The sequence below is a fragment of the Burkholderia sp. 22088 genome, assembly GCF_052045915.1.
In the GTDB taxonomy this organism is placed as follows: Bacteria; Pseudomonadota; Gammaproteobacteria; order Burkholderiales; family Burkholderiaceae; genus Burkholderia; species Burkholderia cepacia.
This window is the reverse complement of sequence record NZ_JBQEPY010000016.1, coordinates 60,839-83,062: the sequence shown is the minus strand read 5'-3', so window position 1 is coordinate 83,062 and position 22,224 is coordinate 60,839. Positions and strand designations below refer to the sequence as shown.

Sequence of the window (22,224 nt, the reverse complement as noted above, 5' to 3'; positions counted from 1 at the left end):
CGCCGGCGGCGTTCAAGGATTCCGTTTTCCGCGCGCCGCCGCCGCGGTGCGCCTCCTTCATTCACTTTCTGGCTGGAGCCATTGATGACTTTCGTTTTTCCTCCCGAAGCGCCCGTGGCGCTCCCCGTTGCCGGCAGTGATGCCCGGTTCGCGGTACGCCGCGTCTATTGTGTCGGCCGCAACTACGCGGCCCATGCGCGTGAAATGGGCTTCGATCCCGATCGCGAGCCGCCGTTCTTCTTCTGCAAGCCGGCCGATTCGGTCGTGCCGGTCGGGTACGGCGAAACGCTCGATCTCGCGTATCCGTCGCAGACGCAGAACTATCACTACGAAGCCGAACTCGTCGCGGTGATCGGCAAGGGCGGGGCGGACATTCCGCTCGAACGCGCGCTCGAACACGTGTGGGGCTATGCGGTCGGCCTCGACATGACGCGCCGCGACCTGCAGATGAAGATGCGCGAAATGGGCCGGCCGTGGGAGATCGGCAAGGCGTTCGACCGCTCGGCGCCGATCGGCCCCGTGCATCCGGCGAGCGACGTCGGTCATTTCGAACAGGGCGGCCTGTGGCTGACCGTCAACGGCACGACGAAGCAGAAGAGCGACGTGTCGCACCTGATCTGGTCGGTCGCGGAAACGGTGGCCGACCTGTCGAGGTTCTTCCGCCTCGAACCGGGCGACGTGATCTTCACGGGCACGCCGGAAGGTGTCGGCGCGGTGGTGGCGGGCGACGTGATGAAGGTCGGCGTCGAGCGGCTCGGCGAACTGGCCGTGCGCGTGGTCTGACGCATCTTCCCCGAAAGGCGACATCGTGCAACTGCATAGCTTCTTCAACAGCTCGACCTCCTACCGGGTGCGCATCGCGCTCGCGCTGAAAGGGCTGCCCTACGACACGCTGCCGGTGAACATCCGCACCGGCGAGCATCGCGACGCGGCTTACGTCGCGAACGTGAACCCGTCCGCAGCGGTGCCGGCGCTGGTCGACGGCGATTTCGGTCTCGGCCAGTCGCTCGCGATCCTCGATTACCTCGACCAGATCCAGCCGACGCCACGACTGATTCCGCTCGAACTGCGGCATCGTGCGCGCGTGCTGGAACTCGCGGCGCTGATCGCCTGCGACATCCATCCGGTCAACAACCTGCGCGTGCTGCGCTATCTCGACAGCGAGCTGCAGGTCACGGCCCAGCAGAAGACCGCGTGGTACCGGCACTGGGTCGCGGAAGGGATGGCCGGCGTCGAGCGGCTGCTCGCGCGCGCGGACGAGGGCCCGTGGTGCTTCGGCGACGCGCCGACGCTGGCCGACGTGTGCCTCGTGCCGCAGGTCGCGAACGCGCTGCGGATGGATTGCGACCTGAGCGCGTATCCCCGCAGCCTCGCGGTGTACGAATACGCACGGCACGAGCCGGCGTTCGACGCGGCGCAGCCGCAGCGGCAACCGGATTACGTCGCGTAACACGAAGCAGGAGACAAGGATGGGCGAGACACAAGACAACGGCCGACGCGTGCTGGTGATCGGCGGCGGCATCGGCGGGCTCGCGGCAGCGCTCGCGCTCGCGCGCCAGGGCATCCGCGTGAAGCTGCTCGAACAGGCGGAGCAGATCGGCGAGATCGGCGCGGGGATTCAGCTCGCCGCGAACGCGTTCAACGCGCTCGATGCGCTGGGTGTCGGCGAGGCCGCGCGCAGCCGGGCCGTGTTCACCGACTGGCTGCAACTGATGGATGCGATCGATGCGCGCGAGGTTGCGCGCATCGATACGGGCGCCGCGTACCGCGAGCGCTTCGGCAATCCGTATGCGGTGATTCATCGAGCGGACATTCACCTGTCGATCTACGAGGCGGTCAAGGACCATCCGCTGATCGAGTTCCGGACGAGCACGCAGGTGTGCGGGTTCGAGCAGGACGGCAACGGCGTGACCGTGACCGACCAGCACGGCGAACGTTATCGCGCCGATGCGGTGATCGGCTGCGACGGCGTGAAATCCGCGATCCGCCAGGCGCTGATCGGCGATGCGCATCGCGTGACGGGCCACGTCGTGTATCGCGCGGTGGTCGACGTCGACAACATGCCGAAGGATCTGCAGATCAATGCGCCGGTCGTGTGGGCCGGTCCGCATTGCCATCTCGTCCACTATCCGCTGCGCGGCGGGCGGCAGTACAACCTCGTCGTCACGTTCCACAGCCGCGAGCAGGAAACCTGGGGCGTGCGCGAGGGCAGCAAGGAAGAGGTGCTGTCGTACTTCGACGGCATTCATCCGCTGCCGAAGCAGATGCTCGATCGGCCGACGTCGTGGAAGCGCTGGGCGACCGCGGACCGCGATCCGGTCGAGCGCTGGAGCGAGGGCCGCGCGACGGTGCTCGGCGACGCCGCGCATCCGATGACGCAATACATTGCGCAGGGCGCGTGCCAGGCGCTCGAGGACGCGGTGACGCTCGGCGCGGCCGTCGCGCAGGCCGACGGCGATTTCGAGGCCGCGTTCGCGCTGTACGAACGCGTGCGGATTCCGCGCACCGCGCGCGTGCTGTATTCGGCGCGCGAGATGGGGCGGATCTATCACGCGAAGGGCGTCGAGCGGCTGGTGCGCAACGGGCTCTGGGTCGGCCGTACGCAGGCGCAGTTCTACGACGCGCTCGACTGGTTGCACGGCTGGCGCGCGGAGGACTGCCTGACGCCGGCTGCGTGACGCAGCTCGGCGAGCCCGATTCCGGCGGCGCGCAATTCAACGACACGACGCGCGACCGCCTTCCTGGAGGAGACATCACCATGACCGATACGCTGTCCATCGACGTCAGCGAATGGATCGACCGGCATCGCGTTGCGCCGTTTCAGGCCGCGATCGTCGTCCTGTGCTTCCTGATCGTCGCGATCGACGGTTTCGATACCGCTTCGATCGGTTTCATCGCCCCCGTCATTCGCGCGGAATGGGGCCTGTCGCCCGCGCAGCTCGCCCCGGTGTTCGGCGCGGGGCTCGCGGGGCTGATGGCCGGCGCGCTCGTGTTCGGGCCGTTCGGCGACCGGTTCGGCCGCAAGCGCCTGCTGCTCGCATGCGTCGCGTGCTTCGGCATCGCGAGTGCCGCGTCGGCGAGCGCGGGCGGCCTGACCGAGCTGATCGCGTGGCGTTTCGTGACCGGGCTCGGGCTCGGCGGCGCGATGCCCAATGCGATCACGCTGACGTCCGAGTACTGCCCGGCCCGGCGCCGTTCGCTGCTGGTGACGACGATGTTCTGCGGCTTCACGATCGGCTCCGCGCTCGGCGGGCTCGCGGCCGCCGCGCTGATCGAGCACCACGGCTGGCGCGCGGTGCTCGTCGTCGGCGGCGCGGCGCCACTGCTGCTCCTGCCGGTGCTCGCATGGCGGCTGCCGGAATCGGTGCGCTATCTCGTCAATCGGCACGCGCCTTCCGCGCGGATCGCGGCGATGCTGGGCCGCATCGCGCCGGATCCCCGGCTTTCGAACGCGTCGTTCACCGCGCCCGCCGGCAAGCCGGCCGGATCGCCGCTTGGCCGCCTGTTCGGCCCCGACCTGTTGCGCGGCACGCTGCTGCTGTGGCTCACGTTCTTCATGAGCCTGCTCGTCATCTACCTGCTGTCCAGCTGGCTGCCGACGCTGCTGCGCACGACCGGCGCGACGCTGCGGACGGCCGCGCACGTGACCGCGATGTTCCAGGTCGGCGGCACGCTCGGCGCGATCGTCCTCGGCTGGCTGATGGACCGTTTCGACCCGCATCGCGTCCTGGCCTGCAGCTACGCGGCGGCCGGTGTGTTCGTCGCCGCGATCGGCGTGGTTGCCGCGTCGCGGTGGGGCGCCGCGCTCGCCGTGTTCGCGGCCGGTTTCTGCGTGTCGGGTTCACAGGTCGGCGCCAATGCGCTGTCGGCCGCGTTCTATCCGACCGAGTGCCGCACCACCGGTGTGAGCTGGGCGAACGGGATCGGCCGTGGCGGCTCGGTCGTCGGATCGATGGCGGGCGGTGCGATGCTGGCGATGGGCGTGCCGTTGTCGACCGCGTTTGCGGTCGTCGCGGCACCGTGCGTGATCGCCGCGATCGCGGTGCTCGCGCTCGGCGCGGTTCGTGCCGGTGCGGCGCGCGTGCCCGCCGCGAAGACGATGGCGGGCGAACGGGCCTGAGCGAAGGAGGGCGCCAGGCCGTCCGTCGGCAGACGGGGAGACGCAACATTATATAAATCAATATAATATTGATTATTTAATTGTCTCCCAGTGCCGATGAACGACGATCTTTCCGCCGGGTTTCCGGAACCCGACCAGATGCGCGCGGCCGCCGAATCGGCCTGCGCGCTGCTCAAGGTGCTGTCGAATCCCGACCGGTTGATGCTGCTCTGCGAGCTGTCCCAGGGTGAGCGCTGCGTGAGCGATCTCGAGGCAGCGCTGGACATCCGCCAGCCGACGCTGTCCCAGCAGCTCGGCGTGTTGCGCGACAACGCGCTGGTCCGCACGCGCCGCGACGGCAAGAACATCCATTACTCGCTCGACAGCCCCGCCGCGATCGCGGTGATGGGCGTGCTGTACGAACAGTTCTGCGGCCCGGCCGCGAAGGGGCGGCGCGATGCAGCTTGATGCGCTTCATTTCACGCCGTGGCTGTCGCTGGCCGGCGGCGTGCTGATCGGGCTCGCCGCCGCGTGGCTCGTCGCGTTCAACGGCCGGATCGCGGGCATCAGCGGCATCGTCGGCGGCTTGCTCACAGCACGCGCCGGCGAACGCGGCTGGCGCGCCGCGTTCGTCGCCGGGCTGGTCGCGGCACCGCTTGCGATGCGCGTCGCCGGGAACAGCCTGACGCCGCAGGTCGATGCGGGCTGGTTCGAACTGGTGGCGGCCGGGCTGCTGGTCGGGATCGGCACGCGGTACGCGGGAGGCTGCACGAGCGGCCACGGCGTGTGCGGGATGTCGCGCGGCGCGCTGCGTTCGGTGGTCGCGACGGCGGTCTTCATGGTCGCGGGCTTCGCGACCGTATTCGTGCGACGGCACGTGCTGGGAGGCTGACATGCAGGCAGGATTCGCGTTTCTGGCGGGGCTGCTGTTCGGCGTCGGCCTCATCGTGTCGGGCATGGCCAATCCGCAGAAGGTGCTCGGTTTTCTCGACCTGGCGGGCCGCTGGGATCCATCGCTTGCGTTCGTGATGGCCGGCGCGACCGGGGTGGCCGTGTTCGCGTTCGCATGGGCGAAGCGCCGGACGCGGTCATGGCTCGGCCTGCCGATGCAGTTGCCGGCCCTGCGGGCGATCACCGTGCGCCTGGTTGCCGGAAGTGCCGTGTTCGGCATCGGCTGGGGGATCGCCGGGTTCTGCCCGGGGCCCGCGATCGTGTCGATCGGCTTCGGGTCGGCGAAGGGGATCGGGTTCGTCGTCGCGATGCTGGCCGGGATGGCGGTATTCGAGTGGTTCGAAAGGCGCAGAAGCGTGCGGTGATGCCGTGACCGCCGCATGCCGGAGGCGCACTGCGGCGGTTGCGCCGGTCAAGGTCGGTCGATCCGCATGAGCGCGGCGCTACCGGGGCGCGCCGGATCTCCATCGGCTGATGCGGCGCGGCGTGACGCCCCTCCATGACACCACGGCAAGTTTCCATGTCACGAATGCTCGTGTACACGACGGCCGCCGCGCATCCTCCCGGACAGCCGGCGCAGGATCGCGCGCCATGCCATGAGCCAGCCGCTCCGGCTTGCCGGTTCCACGACGGCCGTGCTGACCGCGCCCGCGCCACCGGCCGACAGCGCCACGTGGCCGGCCGTCTCGAGCGTCAGGCATTCACCTTCGTCGAGCAAGCGGCGGATGTGCCGCGGCGCGTCGGGCAGCCAGTCGAGCCCGCCGTGGCGCAGCGTGACCGCAAGCGCGCCGTCCAGCACGATCAACTGGCTGCCCTTGTCGAACCACGCAAAGTGGCTTTGCCCGGCGTCGAGCCGGATGTGATGCGTTCGCATGGCGATTCCCTTTGCGGTTGCGCGGCCTCGCGACGGCGAGGCGACAGCGTGCAGTCAGGTTAGGGAAACGGGCACCGGCACGACAGATTCAGGGGACGGGAATCTGTTGCGGTGCAGACGACGATTTTGCGCCGCTGTATCGGTGGGTTTCTCCGGAATCTGTATCTGGCGTGCCATCGGCCGCGCGGGCACGATCGCCTGCATGACGCCTTTCACCGATTCATCCCGCCCACCGTTGCCGATGGACGGCGAGCCGCTTTACGAGCGGCTCGCCGAGCATTACCGCCGCATCATCGCGGCCGGCACGCTGTCGCCCGGCGACCGGATGCCGTCGGTGCGGGCGTTCATGGCACAGCACGGCGTGAGTCTGTCGACCGCGATTCAGGCGTTCCGGCGGCTCGAGGATACGGGCTGGTGCGAGGCGAAGCCGCGCTCCGGCTACTTCGTGCGGCGCCGCGCGGCTGTCGCGCTCGAAACGCTGCCGGAAAGCGACGGGCCGCCGCTGAGCGTCGAGCCGCCGTTCGCGGGCCTGCACGAACGCGTGTCGCGTGTGATCGACCGCGCCAACGCGACGCCCGATGCGCTGAATCTCGGCGGCGCGTCCGCGCTGGCCACGCTGTATCCGGCCGAGCCCCTGCAGGCGCTCGCGATCCGGTTGTTGCGGCGCAAGCCCACCTTGCTGACCGATGCGGGGCCCGTCGGCGGTTCGCCCGAGTTCCGGCAGACGATGGCCAAGCGCGCGTTGTCGTACGGCGTGACGGTGACGCCGGACGACGTGATGTCGACGAGCGGCGGCGTCGATGCCGTGAATCTCGCGTTGCGTGCGGTCGCGCGCCCCGGCGACACGATCGCGATCGAATCGCCTGCGTTCTTCGGCCTGATCCAGTTGCTCGAAAGCCTCGGCTTGCGCGCCCTCGAAATCCCGGCCAGCCCGACGACCGGCCTGTCGATCGAGGCGCTCGAAGTGGCGCTGACCGCGTATCCGGACATTCGTGCCGTGGTGGTCGTGCCGAACCTGCAGAACCCGCTCGGCTGCGTGATGCCCGACGGGCGCAAGGCCGCGCTCGTCTCGCTCTGTTCGCGGCACGGCGTGGCCGTGATCGAGGACGAGCCTTATCGCGAACTCGTCGAGGCGCCGCAGGCGGTCAAGCCGGTCAAGGCATGGGACCGCGACGGCACGGTGATCTACTGCCCGTCGTTCAACAAGGTGCTGGCCCCCGGGATGCGGCTCGGCTGGATAAGCGCGGGGCGCTGGCACGCGCGCGTGAAGATGCTGAAATTCGCGCACAGCCGGCACAATGCCGCGTTACTGCAGGCCGTTGCGGCCGAATTCGTCGGTTCGGGCGCGTTCGATTGCCATCTGCGCCGGTTCCGCGAACAGCTGCGCGTGCAGCGCGACGTGACGATCGACGCGATTGCACGGCACTTCCCGGCCGGAACCCGGATGAACCAGCCGCCGGGCGGGATGCTGCTGTGGATCGCGTTGCCGGACGGCGTGCGCTCCGAGGCGCTGTTCGATGCCGCGCTGGCGCACGGGGTCAGGATCGCGCCCGGGGCGATCTTCTCGAATTCCGACCGCTTCGACGCCTATATCCGGCTCGCTTGCACGCGCGTGTTCGATGCGGCGCACGAAGCGGCGTTCGAAACGCTCGGCCGCCTCGTGCGGGAAGCCATGGCGCCCAGGTAGGCGCGGTGGCCGCCGGCCGGGCTTGCGAAACCGCAAGCGCACTGGCTTTCCGGGCCATCGACGCAGCCAGCCGCCGCCATTTCATCGGCTGGCCGAGTGTGTGGCGAGGTGCTGGCGGATCAGCGACAGGTAACGATCGCCGACCGAGAAATCGCGCGCGGCGCGCGGCCGTTCGGCCTGGCGCAGCGTGGCCGGTGCGCTCATGCCCAGATAACGGCAAACGGCGGACGGGAAGGGCTTGCGTGTATGCCCGAGCTGGCGAGCCGCGCGCTCGACGCGGGCGTCGCCGACCTGGGCGCGGAGCCATGCCAGCACCTGGCGATCGGCGTCGTTGACGATACGAACGAGTTGTTCCATCACGCACCTCACTGTTCATAAATACAGTGCTGTAAATATAACCAGTGTTTTGGGCGACCGCAAGCGGGTGCACGCGCGGCTGGCCGTTCGGCCAGGATCAGCGAGCCGGCGCGGCGGTGCGCGTGACCGGGGCAACAGCGGCCGCAGGGGAGGCGGTGCCCCCCGTATAGCGCGCGTCGGTCAGCGTGCCGAGGAACGCGACGATGTCGTCGATCTCCGCGTCGGTCAGCGCGGGCGGCGTGCCGGGCCGGCGGTTCATCGGCGTCGAATTGACGTTGATGTTGCCGCGATAGGCGGCCGGCACATCGTCGAACGTTCCGGCCCCGTGATACCAGAAGCCCGGGTCGGTCGAGCGCGTGTTGTAGAACGCGACCGCGTCGCGCAGCGTCGTGAACACGCCGTTGTGCATGAACGTCTGCTTGAGCGCGACGTTGCGCAGCCCCGGTGTGCGCAGGTAGCCGCACCATTGCGTCGGCTCGGGCCAGCGCAGCCGCCGGGCGGTGTCGCACAGCCCGTTGTCGAAATGACGCGGATCGCGGTTCGCCGGCAGCGCGCGGTTGCGCGGCACCGCGATCGCGTCGTAGCCGAAATCGGTGAAGAGCGAACGCTCCGGTCGGCTCGACGTCTCCGACAGCGTGTGGCAACTCGTGCAGTTGCCCTTGTCCGGATTCCGGAACAGCGCGAGGCCGCGCATCTCGGCCGGCGCGAGCGGCTTGCGCGTGCGCAGGAACGCGTCGAAACGCGACGTGAACGGCGCCATCTCGTCGCTCTGCAGATAGGCCTCGACGGCCAGGCCCAGCGCCCGCACCAGTTGCCCGGGGTCGCGCCGCACCGACGCGCCGAAGCGCGCGGCGAGATCGGGCGCGAGTTCGGTTGCGTCGACCTTGCGCAGCAGCGCGGCCGGCGACCGGTTGTTCATCTCGTTCGGATCGAACAGCGGCCCGCGGATCTGCTCGGCGAGCGTATCCGCGCGGCCGTCGCTGAACAGGCCGCCGAACGGCGACGGTGCGGGCGCGTCGTCGTCCTGGTAGAAGTGGCGGCGCGGCACGTAGCGCACATAGAGCAGCGACGGTGCGTTGCGCTGGCTGAAACGCCCGGGACGGCTGCCTTCCGGCACGCCGGGCCCCGCGAGCGAGGCGGCCGACAGCGTCGGCGCGAACGCGCGGCCCGGGTCGTGGCAGCCCGCGCACGACATGCCGCGCGGCTCGGACAGCCGTGAATCGAAGAAGATCCGGCCGCCGAGCGCGACGAGCGTCGGGTCGGGCGCGAAGCGCGCGGTCGCCGCATCGATCTTGCCCGTCACCTGCGGCGTGCCGTTGCCGATCGTGTCGACGACTCGCGACGGCGGCGCACCGGGAAGCAGGACGGTTTCGGCCGGCGCGGCGTGCGCCGCGAGCGTCAGGCCCGCGAGCACGGCAGCGGCCAGCGTGCGCATCGTCTGCCGGCCGCGCGCATGGCGGCCGTCACATCGAACTCCTTCACTCACGGCGCGATGAACCCCGTCTTGTCGCAGGCGAGCGTCCTGCCCGACTGGTTGCACGACGCGAGCAGCTTGCCGGCCGCCGAATACGCGTGGAAGACCCAGCCGGTCGCCGGGGCGGCCCGGCGTTCCATCATCAGGAAGCCGAAGCTGTTGTTGTGCGACAGCCGCTCGATCACGGCGCCCGGTGCCGGTGTCAGGCCGGCCGGGAACGGGTCGGGCAGCGCGACGTCGAGATTGTCGCCGCCGTTGCCGGACACGATCGTCGCCGGGTGCCCGGACGAGAAGTTGATCGCCTGGAAATCGTGCACGTGCCCGTGCAGCGCCACGTGCACGCCGGGCGGGTAGTACGCCTGGGCGTTGAGGCTCGACATCACCGACTGCAGCGCGAGGTTGCCGGGCGCGGGCGTGCTGCCGGCGATCGGCGCGAACGCGAGGATCGGATGGTGGTTCGTGAAGATCGTCGTCGTCATGCCGGCCGTCGACGCGAGCGCGGCGACCGTCTGGAACTGCTTCTGGTAGATGCCGAACTGCGCGTCGGTCGTCTTGAGCGGCGTGCGACCGACCTTCGCGGTGTCGAACACGATCACCTGCGAGCCGCCGCCGAGCGATACCGCATAGGGTTCCGAATAGTTCGCGTTGTTGTCGTTGGCCGGATCGTCGCACGAGCGCGCGGCCGAATACGGGCGCGGATCGAGGAAGCGGAACCAGCCCTGGCCCGCGCGTGCGCATTCCTCGTGGTTGCCGCGCACGACGACCCACGGGGCCTTCGCGAGCAACGGCGCGGCCGGGCGGAACAGGTCGGCCTGCCACGTATCCCAGCCGTAGCCCCACGGGCTGTCCTTGCAGCCGGCGATGTCCGGCGGGCATGCGTTTTCGCGGTAGTGGTAGTCGCCGATGTGCATCACCAGGTCGGGCGACAGCTTCGCGACGCTGGCCGCGATCGTGTCGAGCGGCCAGACCGTCGCGTCGTTGCACGCCTGCCATGCGTTGTCGGCCTTCTTCATGCGGCAGCCGGTATCGGCGATGATCGCGATGCGTTGCGGCTGCGCCTTCGGCAGCGGCAGCGTGCGGCCCGCGACGCTCGCCGCCAGCGCGCCGGCCGGCAGCGTCGCCTCGCAGACGGACACCGGGAAGCTCGACGGCTTCGAATCGGACGGATCGCTGGCGGTCGGCCGCTGGGCGATGGTCGCGGCGCCCGCGCGCAGGGACATGCGCGACAGCTTGCCGTCGACGCTCAGTTGCGGGCACAACGGATCGCTGGCCGACGCGGGGGTGTAGTTCGTGATGACGCGCGCGATCGCCTGGTTCGTATCGCCGATCTCGACCCATGCGGCCTGGACGTTGACCGACGCACTCGCCGGATCGTCCGGCGAATCGATGTGGTTCGAGCACGCGGACAGCGCGGCGAAAGCAACAAGGGGAGCGCAGCGGACGAGCAGGGCGCGCGGGAGGAGTCGTCGCATGGGAGGCACCGTAGGAAAGTCGTCGACGATACGCAACATGAATGTAAGAAATATGAAAAAACGGGGCGCGACGGAGGGTTCGCACGCGGGCCGGGCGTCGACGTTGCGGCGGCGGGTCGCGGCCACGGGGGGGCTTGACTTCAAGCCGGCTTGAAGCAGCAAAGTGCGATGCACGATCAATGAACCGGAAAGGGAATCGACGATGGAAACCAGACGTCCCAATGACGAACAATCCGCGCTTTGGAACGGCCCGTCGGGGCGCGCCTGGGTCGAGACGCAGGCGCTGATCGACCGGATGTTCGAGCCGTTGGAGCGGTTGCTCGTGGAGGCGGTTGCCGCGTCGTCCGCGCGCAGCGTGCTCGACGTCGGCTGCGGCACGGGCGCGGTCACGGTTGCGATCGCGCGGCGGCTCGGCGCGCATGCGCAATGCACGGGTATCGATATCTCGGCCCGGATGATCGACGCCGCGCAGGCGCGTGCCGAACGCAGCGGCGTCCACGCCCGCTTCGTGCGTGCCGATGTGCAGACGCACGCGTTCGAGCCCGCGAGCGTCGACCTGATCGTGTCGCGCCTCGGCGTGATGTTCTTCGACGATCCGGTTCGCGCGTTCGCGAATCTGCGGCAGGCGGCGCGGCCGGATGCGCAGATGCGGTTCGTCGCATGGCGCAGCGCGGCAGACAATCCGTTCATGACGATCGCCGAGCGGGCCGCGGCGCCGTTGCTGCCGAACCTGCCCGCACGGCGGCCCGGCGCGCCGGGGCAGTTCGGCTTCGGCGACCGGCAGCGGATCGCGTCGGTGCTGGCGGACAGCGGCTGGGCGGACGCGGCGATCGAGCCGGTCGAACTGGCATGCGCGCTGCCCGCGTCCGCGCTGGACGACTACATCACCCGGCTAGGCCCGGTCGGGCTGGCGTTGCTGGAAGTGGACGACGCAACGCGGCGGCGCGTGGTCGACACGATGCGTGCCGCATTCGAGCCTTACGTCGACGGCGCGGATGTACGCTTCGACGCGGCTTGCTGGCTCGTGACGGCGCGTGCACCGTCCGTGTGACACGTTGCGGCGAGGAAGCGGATCGGGGAAGGGGCGGCCGCTTCGCCCCGCGCGTCATCGTTCGCGCGGGACGTGGCCGGGCCGCATGACATACGCGCGTCAGCGTCGCCGCGCGCGCAGCATCAGCCACGCGCAACCGCCGGCGACCAATGCGAGACCGAGCAGGACGGCTTCGACGCCGAGCGCGAACCCGGGCGGCATGTCTCCGGTGTCCGGCATCCGCGACAGGTTGATGCCCATCGCGACGGCGCCGCCGGCGAGCAGCGCCGCGCAGACGATCCAGTAGACCTTGCCGCGCGGCGCCGCGGCGCGGATCCGCCACAGCGCGATGCCGGCTCCGCCGAGATAGAGCACGGCGAGCGTGCCGAGCGCGATGACGTCGGAGGCGCGGCTTTGCAGGAGCCCGGTCATCGTGCGGCTCCGTCGGGCGTGGCAGGCCGCCGCGGCGCGATAAAGACGGCGGGCAGGGTCATTCGGCCTCCGTCGCATGCCCCGGCGCGCGGCTCAGCAGATGCGTGCGCTTGTCGGCCGCGAGCGACACGTAGCGTTCGTACTGGCGCAACACGTCGGCAATCACTTCGTCGCCGCGCAGGTATTCGACGTCGTAGCCGAGCCGCCCGTCCTCGAAGAACGTGACGATCCCGTACACGTGGGCCCGTGCCGCTTCCGGCCCGGCCGTCTCGCGCACGAGGAACGCGGCCGCCGATTTCACCGTCACGCGCACGCCGTACACGAAATCGCGGTGGTCGGCGGTCGGCACGGTCAGGCGCACGGCGTCGTCGCTGTCGCGCTGCACGTGCGCATCGACGCCGCCCGCGCGCAACTCGTCGGCGACTTTGCGCAGCGCCGGCTCGACCGTTTCGGCGACGAACTGGCGTGCTTCGGCTTCGGTCGTCTGCCGCAGGATGTGCGTCAGGCGGTGGCGCCAGTGCTGGCCGGTCCAGAAGCTCGTCGCGGGCGCGACGTCCTGCGAATAGTGCACGCGGTCGGCCGCGAGCCCGCGCCACAGCCCGTAGCAGAGCGCGATCATGATGATCGCGACCGGCAGCGCGGCGATCAGCGTCATCGCCTGCAATGCGCCGAGCCCGCCTGCGACGAGCAGCACCGCGGCCGTCACGCCGAGCAGCGCGGCCCAGAACAGCCGTTGCCAGACGGGCGAGTGCGCGTGGCCGCGCGTCGCGATCTGGTCGATCACGAACGCGCCCGAATCGGCGGACGTGACGAAGAACACCGCGATCAGCACGATCGCGGCGATCGACAGCCCTTGCGACAGCGGCAGGAAATCGAAGAAGCGGAACAGCAGCGCGTCGACATTGGTGGCCGTCTGCGCGAGCGCGCCGGCCGCGCCGTGCGTATCGAGCCAGATCGCGCTGTTGCCGAACACGGTCATCCACACGAGGTTGAACGCGGTCGGCACGAGCAGCACGCCGATCACGAACTGGCGGATCGTGCGGCCGCGCGAGATGCGTGCGATGAACATGCCGACGAACGGCGACCACGACACCCACCATGCCCAGTAGAGGATCGTCCAGCCGCCGAACCAGCCTTCCTCGCGCGGCGACGCATACGCGTACGTGCGGAACGACAGGTCGACGAGGCTCGACAGGTACTGGCCGATGTTGTCGCCGAGCGCGCGCAACAGGAACGCCGTCGGGCCCGTGACGGCCACGAACGCGAGCAGCAGGAACGCGAGCAGCAGGTTCAGTTCGGACAGCCGACGCACACCCTTGTCGAGGCCGCTTGCGGCCGACAGCCCTGCGAGGATCACGACGAGCGCGACGAGCCCGATGCGAAATGCATTGCTGCCCGTATCCCAGCCGGCGACCGTATGCAGGCCCGCGCTGATCTGCATCACCCCGTAGCCGAGCGTCGTCGCGATGCCGGCGACCGTGCCGACCAGCGCGAACGCGTCGACCGTGTGGCCGATCCAGCCATTGATGCGCTCGCGCAGCACCGGATACAGCCCCGAGCGGAGCGTCAGCGGCAGGTTGTAGCGGAAGCCGAAGTACGCGAGCACGAGCCCCATCAGCCCGTAGATCGCCCACGCGTGGAAGCCCCAGTGGAAGAAGGTCATCAGCATCGCCTCGCGGGCAGCGGCGGGCGTGCCGGGGTCGACGGTCGGCGGCTTCAGGAAGTGCTGCATCGGCTCGCCGACGCCGAAGTACATGAGGCCGATGCCCATGCCGGCCGCGAACAGCATCGCTGTCCACGACACGAAGCTGAATTCGGGTTCGGCATCGTCGGGGCCGAGCCGGATGTTGCCGAAGTCGCTCGCGGCGATCAGCACGAGAAACACGAGGAAGCCGGTGACGGCGAGCACGTAGAACCAGTCGAAGCGCGCGACGACCCATTGCTGGCCGGCGGAGAACAGCGCGCCGGCTTCGCTCGGGAGCAGTGCGCACACGACGAGCAGTGCGCCGATGACTGCGAGCGCGGGCAGGACGACCTGCGGCTTGAATGTCGTGCGGGGCGAGGGGCGGGAATCTGGCATGGCTGGCATCCAGTTGTGGGCGCAACGAGGCGCGACGCCGCCCGGCGCGCGTGTCGCGCGTCGGACCCTGATACGGCGTGCGTCGAGTGTACCGCGGTGTCAGGACTGCAAGAAGGGGTATGCAGGAGGGTTGAACCTGACGAATTGTAAGGTATCGGGGGGCGAGAAAACCCGTGCAGTTTGCGCGGCGTGCGGACGGGGCGTTGAAAACGCCCCGAAGCGGCCGCGTATCGGGTGCCCGGACAGCACGCGAGGCATCCGCGAAATACGTGTCGCCCCGGGGCAAGGGCAGCGCGCCGAAGGCGCTGCCGCGATGGCTCAGAACGTGACGGCGATGCCGGCCATGCCGACGAACTGGCCGTGCGTCGTCGAAGGCGTGAGCTGCTGCGAATCGCCGACGATCGGCGCCGCGTCGATCACGTGGCCGGCACCTTGCGCACCGAGCGTCCGGCCGCTCGAATGCGTGTACGCCTGCAGCGCATAGAGTGTCGTGCGCTTCGACAGGCTGTAAGACTCCTTCAGCGAATACTGCTGGTAGCGGGCCGCGCTGTCGATGCCGTTCGCCTTCGATGCGAGCGTATACGCGAACGCGCCGGCCACCGAGAATGCCGGCGTGAAGCGGTATGCGGCGAGCGCGCCGTAGGTGTTGAACACGGCCGTGTCCGTGAACGCGGAGCCGTTGCCGGGCAGGTACTTCACGTTCGAATAGTTGACGCCCATCGTCAGGTTGCCGAGCGTGTAGTTGCCGGCCGCCGCGACCTGCTCGACGGCCTTCGCGGTCAGGTAGCCCTGGTTCAGCACGGACACCGCGAAGCTGCCCGACGCGGCGGTCGCCGGATTCAGGAAGCCTGCCGACGAGCCCGAGCTGTTGATGCGCAGGTAGCCGGCCGCGACGCCGATCGGCCCGTTCGCATAACGCAGTGCGGCGCTGAACGTGTTGCCCTTGCCGGTCGCGCCGGCAATGCCGCCGAATGCGTACATCGCGCTCGCGGTCAGTCCGGCGAAGGTCGGCGACGTATAGGTAACCGAATTGTTCACGCGGATCGTCGTGTCGAGGCCGTCGATGTCGCCCGGGTGCGCGCCCGTCGCACCGGTCAGCCAGCTGCTCGACGCGTACGGGCCGACGAACAGGAAGTAGGGCGTGTACTGGCGGCCGGCCGTCATCGTGCCGTAGCGATCGTTGCGCAGGCCGACGAAGGCCTGGCGATTGAATATCAGGCCGGCGGCGGATTGCGCGCCGTTGTTCAGGTTGAAGCCGGACTGCAGGTCGAAGATCGCATGCGTGCCGCCGCCCAGATCCTCGTCGCCGCGCAGCCCGAACTTCGACGCATACAGGTTGCCGTCGCGCATGTAGAGGTTCGAATGGCCCTGCTGGTTGTTCACGTACGCGAGCGAATCGTCGACGACGCCGTACAGCGTCACGCTGCTCTGCGCATGGGCGGCGGTCGCGCCGAGCGATGCGGTTGACAAAATCAGGATTGCATAGCGGTTGACGGATGCTTTCACTGTCGATCTCCAGGTATCTTCATCTTTTCAAGGTGGGCGGGAGGCTCGATCGCCTCCTCAGTGGCGGGCGGCGGGCCGCATGAACGGCCCGCCCGATCGGGTTTGCTTCAGTTGTCGAAGGCGACGACGATGCGGCGCCATGTACCGCTCTGCGCATCCTGTTCGACGCGTGCGCCGCGCACGGCGACCGCGCCTTGCACCGACGCGGGCAGCAGGATCTCGACGCGGTCGGCCGGGCGTGCCGGGCGGCCGTCCCAGCGCACCGACACGCCGAGTACGCCCGACGCCTCGCGGCCGGTTTCGACGCGCCACAGCCCGTATTCGCCGTCGCGCCATGCTTCCGTCTCGCCGTCGTCCTCGATGCATTCGCCGTACGCGACGCCGTCCTCGATGCGCGGCGCGACGACGAAGCCGCGCGTGTCGGCACGTGCGCCGAAATGCTGTTCCGCGACGTTCAGCGGCAGCACGCGGCCCTCGCGCAGCAGCATCACCGGCGTGTCGAGCGGGGCGGGCAGCGTTACGCTCGCGCCGCCGTCGAACGACCGCGCGCTCGCACAGCACATCCAGCGCGCGCCCGACGGCAGGTAGACGGTGCGCTCAGTCAGGCCCGGATCGACGACCGGCGCGACGAGCAGCGCGTCGCCGAGCATCATGTCGTCGCATGCGTCGTAGCAGCGCGCGTCACCGGGGAAATCGGCGAAGGTCGGCCGCAGCACGGGCTCGTAGCGCGTCGTCGACAGCCACAGCAGGTGATAGAGGTAGGGCAGCAGCCGGTAGCGCTGCTTGATCAGCGATGCGACCTGCGCGGTGATCTCCGGGTACATCCACGGTTCGTTGACGGTGCCGTCGTCGTTCCACGAATGGATGCTGAAGCGCGGCATGAAGATGCCGAACTGCACCCAGCGCAACAGCAGTTCGGGCGACGGCGCGGGCCCGGAGAAGCCGCCGATGTCGTGGCCGATGTTCGACACGCCCGACAGCGCGAGCCCGAGACCCATCTTCAGGTTGTAGCGCAGCGTTTCCCACGACGTGTAGTTGTCGCCGGACCAGGTCTGCACATAACGCTGCATGCCGGCACCGCCGGAGCGCGACACGAGGAACGGGCGCTGCGCCGGTGCATGCGCACGCTGCGCTTCGCGCGACGCGCGCATCATCAGCATCGTCTGCAGCACCTTCGCCTCGCGCGCGGGAAACGGCTGGCCGAAGCCGTGCGCGATCGCGTCGGGCGACCAGATCTCGTATTCGTTGTTGTCGTTCCAGGTCGACTCGATCCCGTATTCGAGCAGCGCCGACGTGACCTGCTCGCGCCACCAGCGGTACGCGTCCGGCTGCGTGAAGTCGAGATACGCGCCGACCTCGTCCCAGAACTGCACCCAGGCCGGCTCGCCGGACGCCGAGCGGATCAGCAGCCCGCGCGTTGCGGCGTCTTCGAAGGCGGGATGGTCGCGCAGCAGGCACGGCTTGATGTTCGCGCACAGGCGGATGCCGTGGTCGCGGTAATGCTGCACGAAGCCCTTCGCGTCGGGAAACTTGTCGCGGTTCCAGTTGAACACGTAGCGCTTCGCGCCGATCGACGTATAGCCCGACGACAGGTGGAACGAATCGCACAGGATGTCGTGCGTGTCGCACTGTTCGACGAACTGGTTCATCTGCTGCTGCGCGTCCGGCGCATCGGTGTAGCTCATCGTCGAGCCCGAGTAGCCGAGCCCCCATTTCGGCGTGCGCGCGGGGCGCCCCGTGAGCCACGTGAAGCGCCGCGCGGCCGCGAGCGGCGTGTCGGGCGACGCGATGAAGTAGTAGTCGAGATCGCCATGCTCGGCGACGAAGTAGCGGTACGGGCCGTGATAGTTGTCGAGCTCGCGGCCCATGTCGAACGCGCAGTCCGACAGCGTGTCGTAGAACAGCCCGAAGCCCTGGCAGGCGTCCGGCGACCACGTGATGTAGAACGGGATGTGCTTGTACAGCGGGTCCGTGTGCTTCGCGCTGTAGCCCATCGCGTCGATGTTGCGCATCTCGAAGCGCGCGCCGGTGCGGTCGAGCTCGCCCGCGCGTTCGCCGAGGCCGAACACCTTGTCGCCGCGTTCGCGCGCGACGTAGTGATATGCGCGGTCGTCCCACCAGCCGAAGTTGTAGGCCTGCGTCGGGCGGTCGGCAAGCGCGACTCGCCACGTACCGTCCGCGCCACGCATCGACCACGTGCAGTGGCCGCCTTGCCGGCTCACGGCGAGGCGGATCTGCGCGGTTTCGATGTACACGCCGTCGTCGTCTTCCAGGAGCGTATGGGAGGGCAGCGCGAAGCCGCTCAGGTCGAGGCGGTCGCGCCCTTCGAGCGGCACGTCGTCGAGGCCCGGCGCGATCGTCCACGTGCGCGGGTTGCGCGCCGTGGCGTCGGGCAGCACGCGTACGCGCACGATGTCGTCCTCGAGCACGAAGATCTCGAGGGTCGCGCCCGTATCGGACGCGAGCAGCACACGGTTCGCGTGCTGGCCGGCGACGCGGAACACGGGCGGATGAAGAAGCGAAGTCATGAATGCGGTTCCAGTTAGGGGCGAAGGTCAGGCGTGCCGTGCGAGCAGGCGTTCCTGCTTCGACTGCCCGCGGATCAGCACCGCGAGCAGCGTGACGCCGATGATGTCGAACAGGCCGAGGCACGCGAACAGCGGCGCATAGCCGATCTTGTCGGCGAGCGCGCCGACCAGCAGCGAGAAACCGAGCCCGCCGATCCACGCGGCCATTCCGGCAAAGCCGCTCGCGGTGCCGACTTCCTCGGAATCGAACACGTCGGCCGACAGCGTGTTGACGAGCGCGGAGATCATCTGGTGCGCGAAGCCGCCGACGCAGAACAGCGCGATGGCCGTGTACGGCGACGACACGAGCCCGATCATCGCGGGCCCGAGCATCAGCACCGCGCCGAGCGCGACGCCGGCGACGCGCGACCACACGAGCGGCAGCCTGAACCGCTTCGCGAGATACGGCGACAGGTAGCCGCCCGCGATGCCGCCGGCGTCGGCCGCGAGAAACGGCATCCACGCGAAGATCGCGATCTGCGTGAGCGGCATGTGGCGCTCGGTCGCGAGGTACAGCGGAATCCAGAAGCTGAAGGTCTGCCACGCAGGCTCGGCGAAGAAGCGCGGCAGCGCGATGGCCCAGAAGCGCCGCGCGGTGACGACGTCGCGAATGCGGCGCTTCGACACGGGCGGCATCGTCGCCTGGCCGTCGCGGATCAGCGCGCGCTCCTGCGGCGTGATGCGAGGATGGTCGGCGGGCGACCGGTATTGCGTGTACCAGAGCGCGGCCCACAGGAAACCGAGCGCGCCGGTGGCCATGAACGCGGCCTGCCAGCCGAACCGCATCGACAGGAACACGACGAGCGGCGGCGCGATCGCGGCGCCGAGCGACGTGCCCGCGTTGAAATAGCCGACCGCGACGGATTTTTCGCGATCGGGAAACCATTCCGCAACCGCCTTCATCCCCGACGGAATCGCGGCGGCTTCGAACAGGCCCAGGAGGCCGCGCAGGATGCCGAGCGACAGCCAGCCCGATGCGAAGCCGTGCGCGACGCCGACCACCGACCACAGCATCGCGAACAGCGCGAACCCGAGGCGCAGGCCGATCAGGTCGACGATGAAACCGCACACGGGCTGCATGATCGTGTAACCGATCTGGAACGCGCCGACGATGTACGAATACTGCTGCGTCGAGATCGCGAACACGTGCTTCAGCTCGGGGGCGAGCACCGCGAGGGAATTCCGTGCGAGGTAGTTGAGGATCGTGCCGAGACATACGAGCACGATGATCCACCAGCGCAACGCCTTGACTGTCTTCACTGCTGTCTCCTGTCGGGCAGGGCCGGCGCGCGGCGCCGGACCGATCCATGACGACCATCCGTTGGGGATGGCCTGTTTCGCTTTATTCGTACGATGTCCGATCTTGATGGATGCCAGTTTTCCCGGTTTGACGCGGAATGATGGCGTTCAAGCGAACACTTCGCCGTTGTCGGAGGCTGAAGTTATCGGACGACTGATCATTTTCGAACATCCTATGTTCGAATTCGAATCCGGTCAACGCGAAATTGCATTCGAACGAACTTGCTTGGGGTTTTCCCCATGGGCGGGCGCAGGCGACGCACGTGCGGACCTGCGGCGATCACATGCCAAAGGCCCGTGCGGCGGGGCTGTGCGGGCGTCGGGCGATCGCGGGGCGGGGGAACGGGACGCCACAACCCGGATGAAAATTTATTTCTTTTCGTAATTGGGATTGTGTAAATTCATTTCCATCATTCTTTCAACAACCCTTCGCATGACGCCTCTCGCCCCGCACGATGCCAGTCACGACGAACCCGCGATCGCCGAACGGATCGCGTCGGCGATGCCGCTGATGACGCCGATCCACCGGCGCATGGGTGAGTTCGTGCTCGCGAATCCGTTCCGCGCGGCGACGATGCGCATCGACGAACTCGCGCAGGCCGTGAATGCGTCGATCGCGACCGCGAACCGTTTCGCGAAGGCGCTCGGTTTCGACGGCTATCCGGCGATGCGCGCGGCGCTCGTGCGCGGCTTCGAGGCGACGCTCGGGCCGGTCGAGCGGCTGCGTTCCGCGCAGGAGCAGGAGTCCGGGGTGCGCGGTGCGGCATGGATCGACGCGGTATTCGACCAGGCCGTCGCGAACATCGAGAACACGCGCGCGCAACTGGACGCGGCCGATGTCGAGGCCGCGGTCGAGGCGATCGTCGGCGCGCGGCGCGTGCTGATCCTCGGCGCGGGGTCGAGCGCGTTCCTCGCCGGGCTGATGGAGCACGGGCTGTCCGTCTGCCACGACAACGTGCAGTCGCTCGCGCTGCTCGGCGGCCCGTCGCACGCGGCACGGCGGCTCTATACGGCCGACTCGCGCGATCTCGTGATCGCGCTCGCGTTTCCGCGCTACGTGAAGGACACGATCGAACTGGCCCGCCGCGCGGCGGCGCGCGGTGCACGCGTACTCGGTATCTCCGACGGCCCGCAATCGCCGCTGGCGCCGATCGCGTCGCTGAACCTGTACGTCAAGGCCGAACGGCGCTTCGCGGCCACGTCGGAAGCCGCCGTGCTCACGATGATCGAGGCGCTGATCGACGCGGTCGCGCTGCGCACGCACCGGTCCGCGAAATCCGCCGCCGAGATGACCGAATTCCTGCTGCCGTGGCTCATGCAGCCGCAAGCGACGCAGCCGGCCGCCAACCCTTCTTCCCACCGTCCGAAAAAAACATGACTTCACCCGCGATCGTTGCGATTCACGGCGGCGCAGGCACGATCCTGCGCGATGCGATGGATTCCGATACCGAACGTCAGTACCGTGCCGAGCTGACCGCGATCCTGACGGCCGCCCAGCAGGTGCTGGCCGACGGCGGCAGCGCGCTCGACGCCGTCACCGTCGCGGTGCGGATGCTCGAGGACTGTCCGTTGTTCAACGCCGGGCGCGGTGCCGTCTATACGGCCGAAGGCAAGCACGAACTCGACGCGGCGGTCATGGATGGCGCGACGCTCGGCGCGGGTGCGATCTGCTGCGCGACGCGCGTGCGCAATCCGGTGCTCGCCGCGCGGCGCGTGATGGAGGCGAGCGAACACGTGCTGTTCGCCGGCGCGGGGGCCGATGCGTTCGCGGCCGCACAGGGGCTCGAACTCGCGGAGCCCGGCTATTTCGACACCGAAGCGCGTCACGCGCAGTGGGTCAAGGCGCGCGCGGCAGCCGGCGCGATGCTCGACCATGACGCGGCGACGTTCGCGTTCGGCAAATCACCGTCGCAGCCGCAGCCGGCCGAGCCGCTCGATCCGGACCGCAAGCACGGCACGGTCGGCGCGGTCGCGTGCGACCGGCACGGCCACATCGCGGCGGCGACGTCGACGGGCGGCATCACGAACAAGCAGCCGGGGCGCGTCGGCGATTCGCCGATCATCGGCGCAGGCTGCTACGCGGACGATGCGACCTGCGCGGTGTCGTCGACGGGCACCGGCGAGATGTTCATCCGGCTCGCGACCGCGCATGACGTTGCCGCGCAGATCGCGTATCGCGGCGCGTCGCTCGCCGATGCCGCGCACGACGTCGTGATGAACAAGCTGCCGCGCCTCGCGGGCCGCGGCGGGATCATCGCGGTCGACGCGCAGGGCAACGTCGCGATGCCGTTCAACACCGAAGGGATGTATCGCGGTTACGCGCGCGTCGGTGAAGCGCCGGTGGTCGGCATCTACCGCGACGACGACACGGCCTGATCCCGGCCAGCACGAAGAGG

At 69.0% G+C, this 22,224-nt stretch carries 20 protein-coding genes; 11 read left to right on the top strand and 9 right to left on the bottom strand.

All coding sequences use genetic code 11. The features are described from left to right. Window positions 1-84 precede the first annotated feature (84 nt). The 7 genes from ACTJLD_RS28115 (at window position 85) to ACTJLD_RS28085 (ending at window position 5,415) form a co-directional block, all read left to right on the top strand. Window positions 85-783 (top strand): fumarylacetoacetate hydrolase family protein, encoded by a 699-nt coding sequence (locus ACTJLD_RS28115; RefSeq protein WP_059696418.1) that lies wholly within the window; start codon window positions 85-87, stop codon window positions 781-783. Window positions 784-808: 25 nt separating this feature from the next. Beyond that, window positions 809-1,450 (top strand): maleylacetoacetate isomerase, encoded by a 642-nt coding sequence (maiA, locus tag ACTJLD_RS28110; RefSeq protein WP_124838343.1) that lies wholly within the window; start codon window positions 809-811, stop codon window positions 1,448-1,450. A 19-nt stretch (window positions 1,451-1,469) separates the two neighbouring features. After that, entirely contained in the window at window positions 1,470-2,678 is a 1,209-nt protein-coding gene (locus ACTJLD_RS28105; RefSeq protein ID WP_060085121.1) for a 3-hydroxybenzoate 6-monooxygenase, read from the top strand. 80 nt (window positions 2,679-2,758) lie between these two features. Next, window positions 2,759-4,120: an MFS transporter gene (locus ACTJLD_RS28100; protein ID WP_440660082.1), complete on the top strand. Its 1,362-nt coding sequence runs from the start codon at window positions 2,759-2,761 to the stop codon at window positions 4,118-4,120. Window positions 4,121-4,216: 96 nt separating this feature from the next. Further along, complete coding sequence (locus tag ACTJLD_RS28095; RefSeq protein ID WP_027791347.1) at window positions 4,217-4,567, top strand: ArsR/SmtB family transcription factor; 351 nt, start codon at window positions 4,217-4,219, stop codon at window positions 4,565-4,567. After that, window positions 4,557-4,991 (top strand): YeeE/YedE family protein, encoded by a 435-nt coding sequence (locus ACTJLD_RS28090; RefSeq protein WP_021156656.1) that lies wholly within the window; start codon window positions 4,557-4,559, stop codon window positions 4,989-4,991. Before ACTJLD_RS28095 ends, ACTJLD_RS28090 begins: the two co-directional genes overlap by 11 nt. 1 nt (window position 4,992) lies before the next feature. Beyond that, window positions 4,993-5,415 carry a DUF6691 family protein gene (locus tag ACTJLD_RS28085; RefSeq protein WP_059696413.1) on the top strand — a complete coding sequence of 141 codons (423 nt, stop codon included), beginning with the start codon at window positions 4,993-4,995 and terminating at the stop codon, window positions 5,413-5,415. Window positions 5,416-5,573: 158 nt separating this feature from the next. On the opposite strand, the gene ACTJLD_RS28080 is transcribed toward ACTJLD_RS28085, so the two are convergent. Then, complete coding sequence (locus ACTJLD_RS28080) at window positions 5,574-5,924, bottom strand: hypothetical protein (RefSeq protein WP_440660081.1); 351 nt, start codon at window positions 5,922-5,924, stop codon at window positions 5,574-5,576. 202 nt (window positions 5,925-6,126) lie between these two features. On the opposite strand from ACTJLD_RS28080, the gene ACTJLD_RS28075 reads away from it, so the two are divergent. Then, window positions 6,127-7,611 (top strand): PLP-dependent aminotransferase family protein, encoded by a 1,485-nt coding sequence (locus tag ACTJLD_RS28075; protein ID WP_440660080.1) that lies wholly within the window; start codon window positions 6,127-6,129, stop codon window positions 7,609-7,611. An 81-nt stretch (window positions 7,612-7,692) separates the two neighbouring features. Here the strand turns inward: ACTJLD_RS28075 and ACTJLD_RS28070 are convergent, their stop codons facing one another. The 3 genes from ACTJLD_RS28070 to ACTJLD_RS28060 all read right to left on the bottom strand — a co-directional run bounded on the left by ACTJLD_RS28070 (window position 7,693) and on the right by ACTJLD_RS28060 (window position 10,914). Then, entirely contained in the window at window positions 7,693-7,968 is a 276-nt protein-coding gene (locus ACTJLD_RS28070) for a hypothetical protein (protein WP_027791352.1), read from the bottom strand. 97 nt (window positions 7,969-8,065) lie between these two features. Further along, window positions 8,066-9,454, bottom strand: a complete 1,389-nt coding sequence (locus tag ACTJLD_RS28065) for a cytochrome-c peroxidase (protein ID WP_440660078.1) — start codon at window positions 9,452-9,454, stop codon at window positions 8,066-8,068. Next, a complete protein-coding gene (locus tag ACTJLD_RS28060) occupies window positions 9,451-10,914 on the bottom strand; it encodes a metallophosphoesterase family protein (protein ID WP_134255715.1) in 1,464 nt (487 codons plus the stop codon). The genes ACTJLD_RS28065 and ACTJLD_RS28060 overlap by 4 nt, the downstream gene beginning before the upstream one ends. 202 nt (window positions 10,915-11,116) lie before the next feature. On the opposite strand from ACTJLD_RS28060, the gene ACTJLD_RS28055 reads away from it, so the two are divergent. Further along, window positions 11,117-11,965 carry a methyltransferase domain-containing protein gene (locus ACTJLD_RS28055; protein WP_440660077.1) on the top strand — a complete coding sequence of 283 codons (849 nt, stop codon included), beginning with the start codon at window positions 11,117-11,119 and terminating at the stop codon, window positions 11,963-11,965. A gap of 99 nt (window positions 11,966-12,064) precedes the next feature. Here ACTJLD_RS28055 and ACTJLD_RS28050 read toward each other — a convergent pair whose 3' ends face one another. The 5 genes from ACTJLD_RS28050 to ACTJLD_RS28030 form a co-directional block, all read right to left on the bottom strand. After that, on the bottom strand, window positions 12,065-12,376 hold the full coding sequence (locus ACTJLD_RS28050) for a hypothetical protein (RefSeq protein WP_440660076.1): 312 nt from the start codon (window positions 12,374-12,376) through the stop codon (window positions 12,065-12,067). 58 nt (window positions 12,377-12,434) lie between these two features. Further along, window positions 12,435-14,456 (bottom strand): BCCT family transporter, encoded by a 2,022-nt coding sequence (locus ACTJLD_RS28045; RefSeq protein WP_027791357.1) that lies wholly within the window; start codon window positions 14,454-14,456, stop codon window positions 12,435-12,437. A 318-nt stretch (window positions 14,457-14,774) separates the two neighbouring features. Next, a complete protein-coding gene (locus ACTJLD_RS28040) occupies window positions 14,775-15,962 on the bottom strand; it encodes a porin (RefSeq protein ID WP_301825567.1) in 1,188 nt (395 codons plus the stop codon). 107 nt (window positions 15,963-16,069) lie between these two features. Next, window positions 16,070-18,490, bottom strand: a complete 2,421-nt coding sequence (locus ACTJLD_RS28035) for a TIM-barrel domain-containing protein (protein ID WP_440660075.1) — start codon at window positions 18,488-18,490, stop codon at window positions 16,070-16,072. Window positions 18,491-18,517: 27 nt separating this feature from the next. Further along, window positions 18,518-19,789: an MFS transporter gene (locus ACTJLD_RS28030; RefSeq protein WP_021156644.1), complete on the bottom strand. Its 1,272-nt coding sequence runs from the start codon at window positions 19,787-19,789 to the stop codon at window positions 18,518-18,520. 472 nt (window positions 19,790-20,261) lie between these two features. Here ACTJLD_RS28030 and ACTJLD_RS28025 point away from each other — a divergent pair, with 472 nt between their 5' ends. Together ACTJLD_RS28025 and ACTJLD_RS28020 are read left to right on the top strand one after the other, a co-directional pair. Further along, on the top strand, window positions 20,262-21,206 hold the full coding sequence (locus ACTJLD_RS28025; RefSeq protein WP_027791360.1) for a MurR/RpiR family transcriptional regulator: 945 nt from the start codon (window positions 20,262-20,264) through the stop codon (window positions 21,204-21,206). Continuing rightward, on the top strand, window positions 21,203-22,204 hold the full coding sequence (locus ACTJLD_RS28020) for an isoaspartyl peptidase/L-asparaginase family protein (RefSeq protein ID WP_440660074.1): 1,002 nt from the start codon (window positions 21,203-21,205) through the stop codon (window positions 22,202-22,204). The genes ACTJLD_RS28025 and ACTJLD_RS28020 overlap by 4 nt, the downstream gene beginning before the upstream one ends. The last annotated feature ends 20 nt before the right edge of the window (window positions 22,205-22,224 follow it).

Excerpts from the sequence above, each read along its gene's own strand:
- ACTJLD_RS28115 (WP_059696418.1), top strand. The coding sequence starts at position 85 with ATGACTTTCGTTTTTCCTCCCGAAGCGCCCGTGGCGCTCCCCGTTGCC.
- ACTJLD_RS28105 (WP_060085121.1), top strand. The coding sequence starts at position 1,470 with ATGGGCGAGACACAAGACAACGGCCGACGCGTGCTGGTGATCGGCGGC.
- ACTJLD_RS28100 (WP_440660082.1), top strand. The coding sequence starts at position 2,759 with ATGACCGATACGCTGTCCATCGACGTCAGCGAATGGATCGACCGGCAT.
- ACTJLD_RS28095 (WP_027791347.1), top strand. The coding sequence starts at position 4,217 with ATGAACGACGATCTTTCCGCCGGGTTTCCGGAACCCGACCAGATGCGC.
- ACTJLD_RS28090 (WP_021156656.1), top strand. The coding sequence starts at position 4,557 with ATGCAGCTTGATGCGCTTCATTTCACGCCGTGGCTGTCGCTGGCCGGC.
- ACTJLD_RS28085 (WP_059696413.1), top strand. The coding sequence starts at position 4,993 with ATGCAGGCAGGATTCGCGTTTCTGGCGGGGCTGCTGTTCGGCGTCGGC.
- ACTJLD_RS28080 (WP_440660081.1), bottom strand. The coding sequence starts at position 5,924 with ATGCGAACGCATCACATCCGGCTCGACGCCGGGCAAAGCCACTTTGCG.
- ACTJLD_RS28075 (WP_440660080.1), top strand. The coding sequence starts at position 6,127 with ATGACGCCTTTCACCGATTCATCCCGCCCACCGTTGCCGATGGACGGC.
- ACTJLD_RS28070 (WP_027791352.1), bottom strand. The coding sequence starts at position 7,968 with ATGGAACAACTCGTTCGTATCGTCAACGACGCCGATCGCCAGGTGCTG.
- ACTJLD_RS28060 (WP_134255715.1), bottom strand. The coding sequence starts at position 10,914 with ATGCGACGACTCCTCCCGCGCGCCCTGCTCGTCCGCTGCGCTCCCCTT.
- ACTJLD_RS28055 (WP_440660077.1), top strand. The coding sequence starts at position 11,117 with ATGGAAACCAGACGTCCCAATGACGAACAATCCGCGCTTTGGAACGGC.
- ACTJLD_RS28050 (WP_440660076.1), bottom strand. The coding sequence starts at position 12,376 with ATGACCGGGCTCCTGCAAAGCCGCGCCTCCGACGTCATCGCGCTCGGC.
- ACTJLD_RS28045 (WP_027791357.1), bottom strand. The coding sequence starts at position 14,456 with ATGCCAGATTCCCGCCCCTCGCCCCGCACGACATTCAAGCCGCAGGTC.
- ACTJLD_RS28035 (WP_440660075.1), bottom strand. The coding sequence starts at position 18,490 with ATGACTTCGCTTCTTCATCCGCCCGTGTTCCGCGTCGCCGGCCAGCAC.
- ACTJLD_RS28025 (WP_027791360.1), top strand. The coding sequence starts at position 20,262 with ATGACGCCTCTCGCCCCGCACGATGCCAGTCACGACGAACCCGCGATC.
- ACTJLD_RS28020 (WP_440660074.1), top strand. The coding sequence starts at position 21,203 with ATGACTTCACCCGCGATCGTTGCGATTCACGGCGGCGCAGGCACGATC.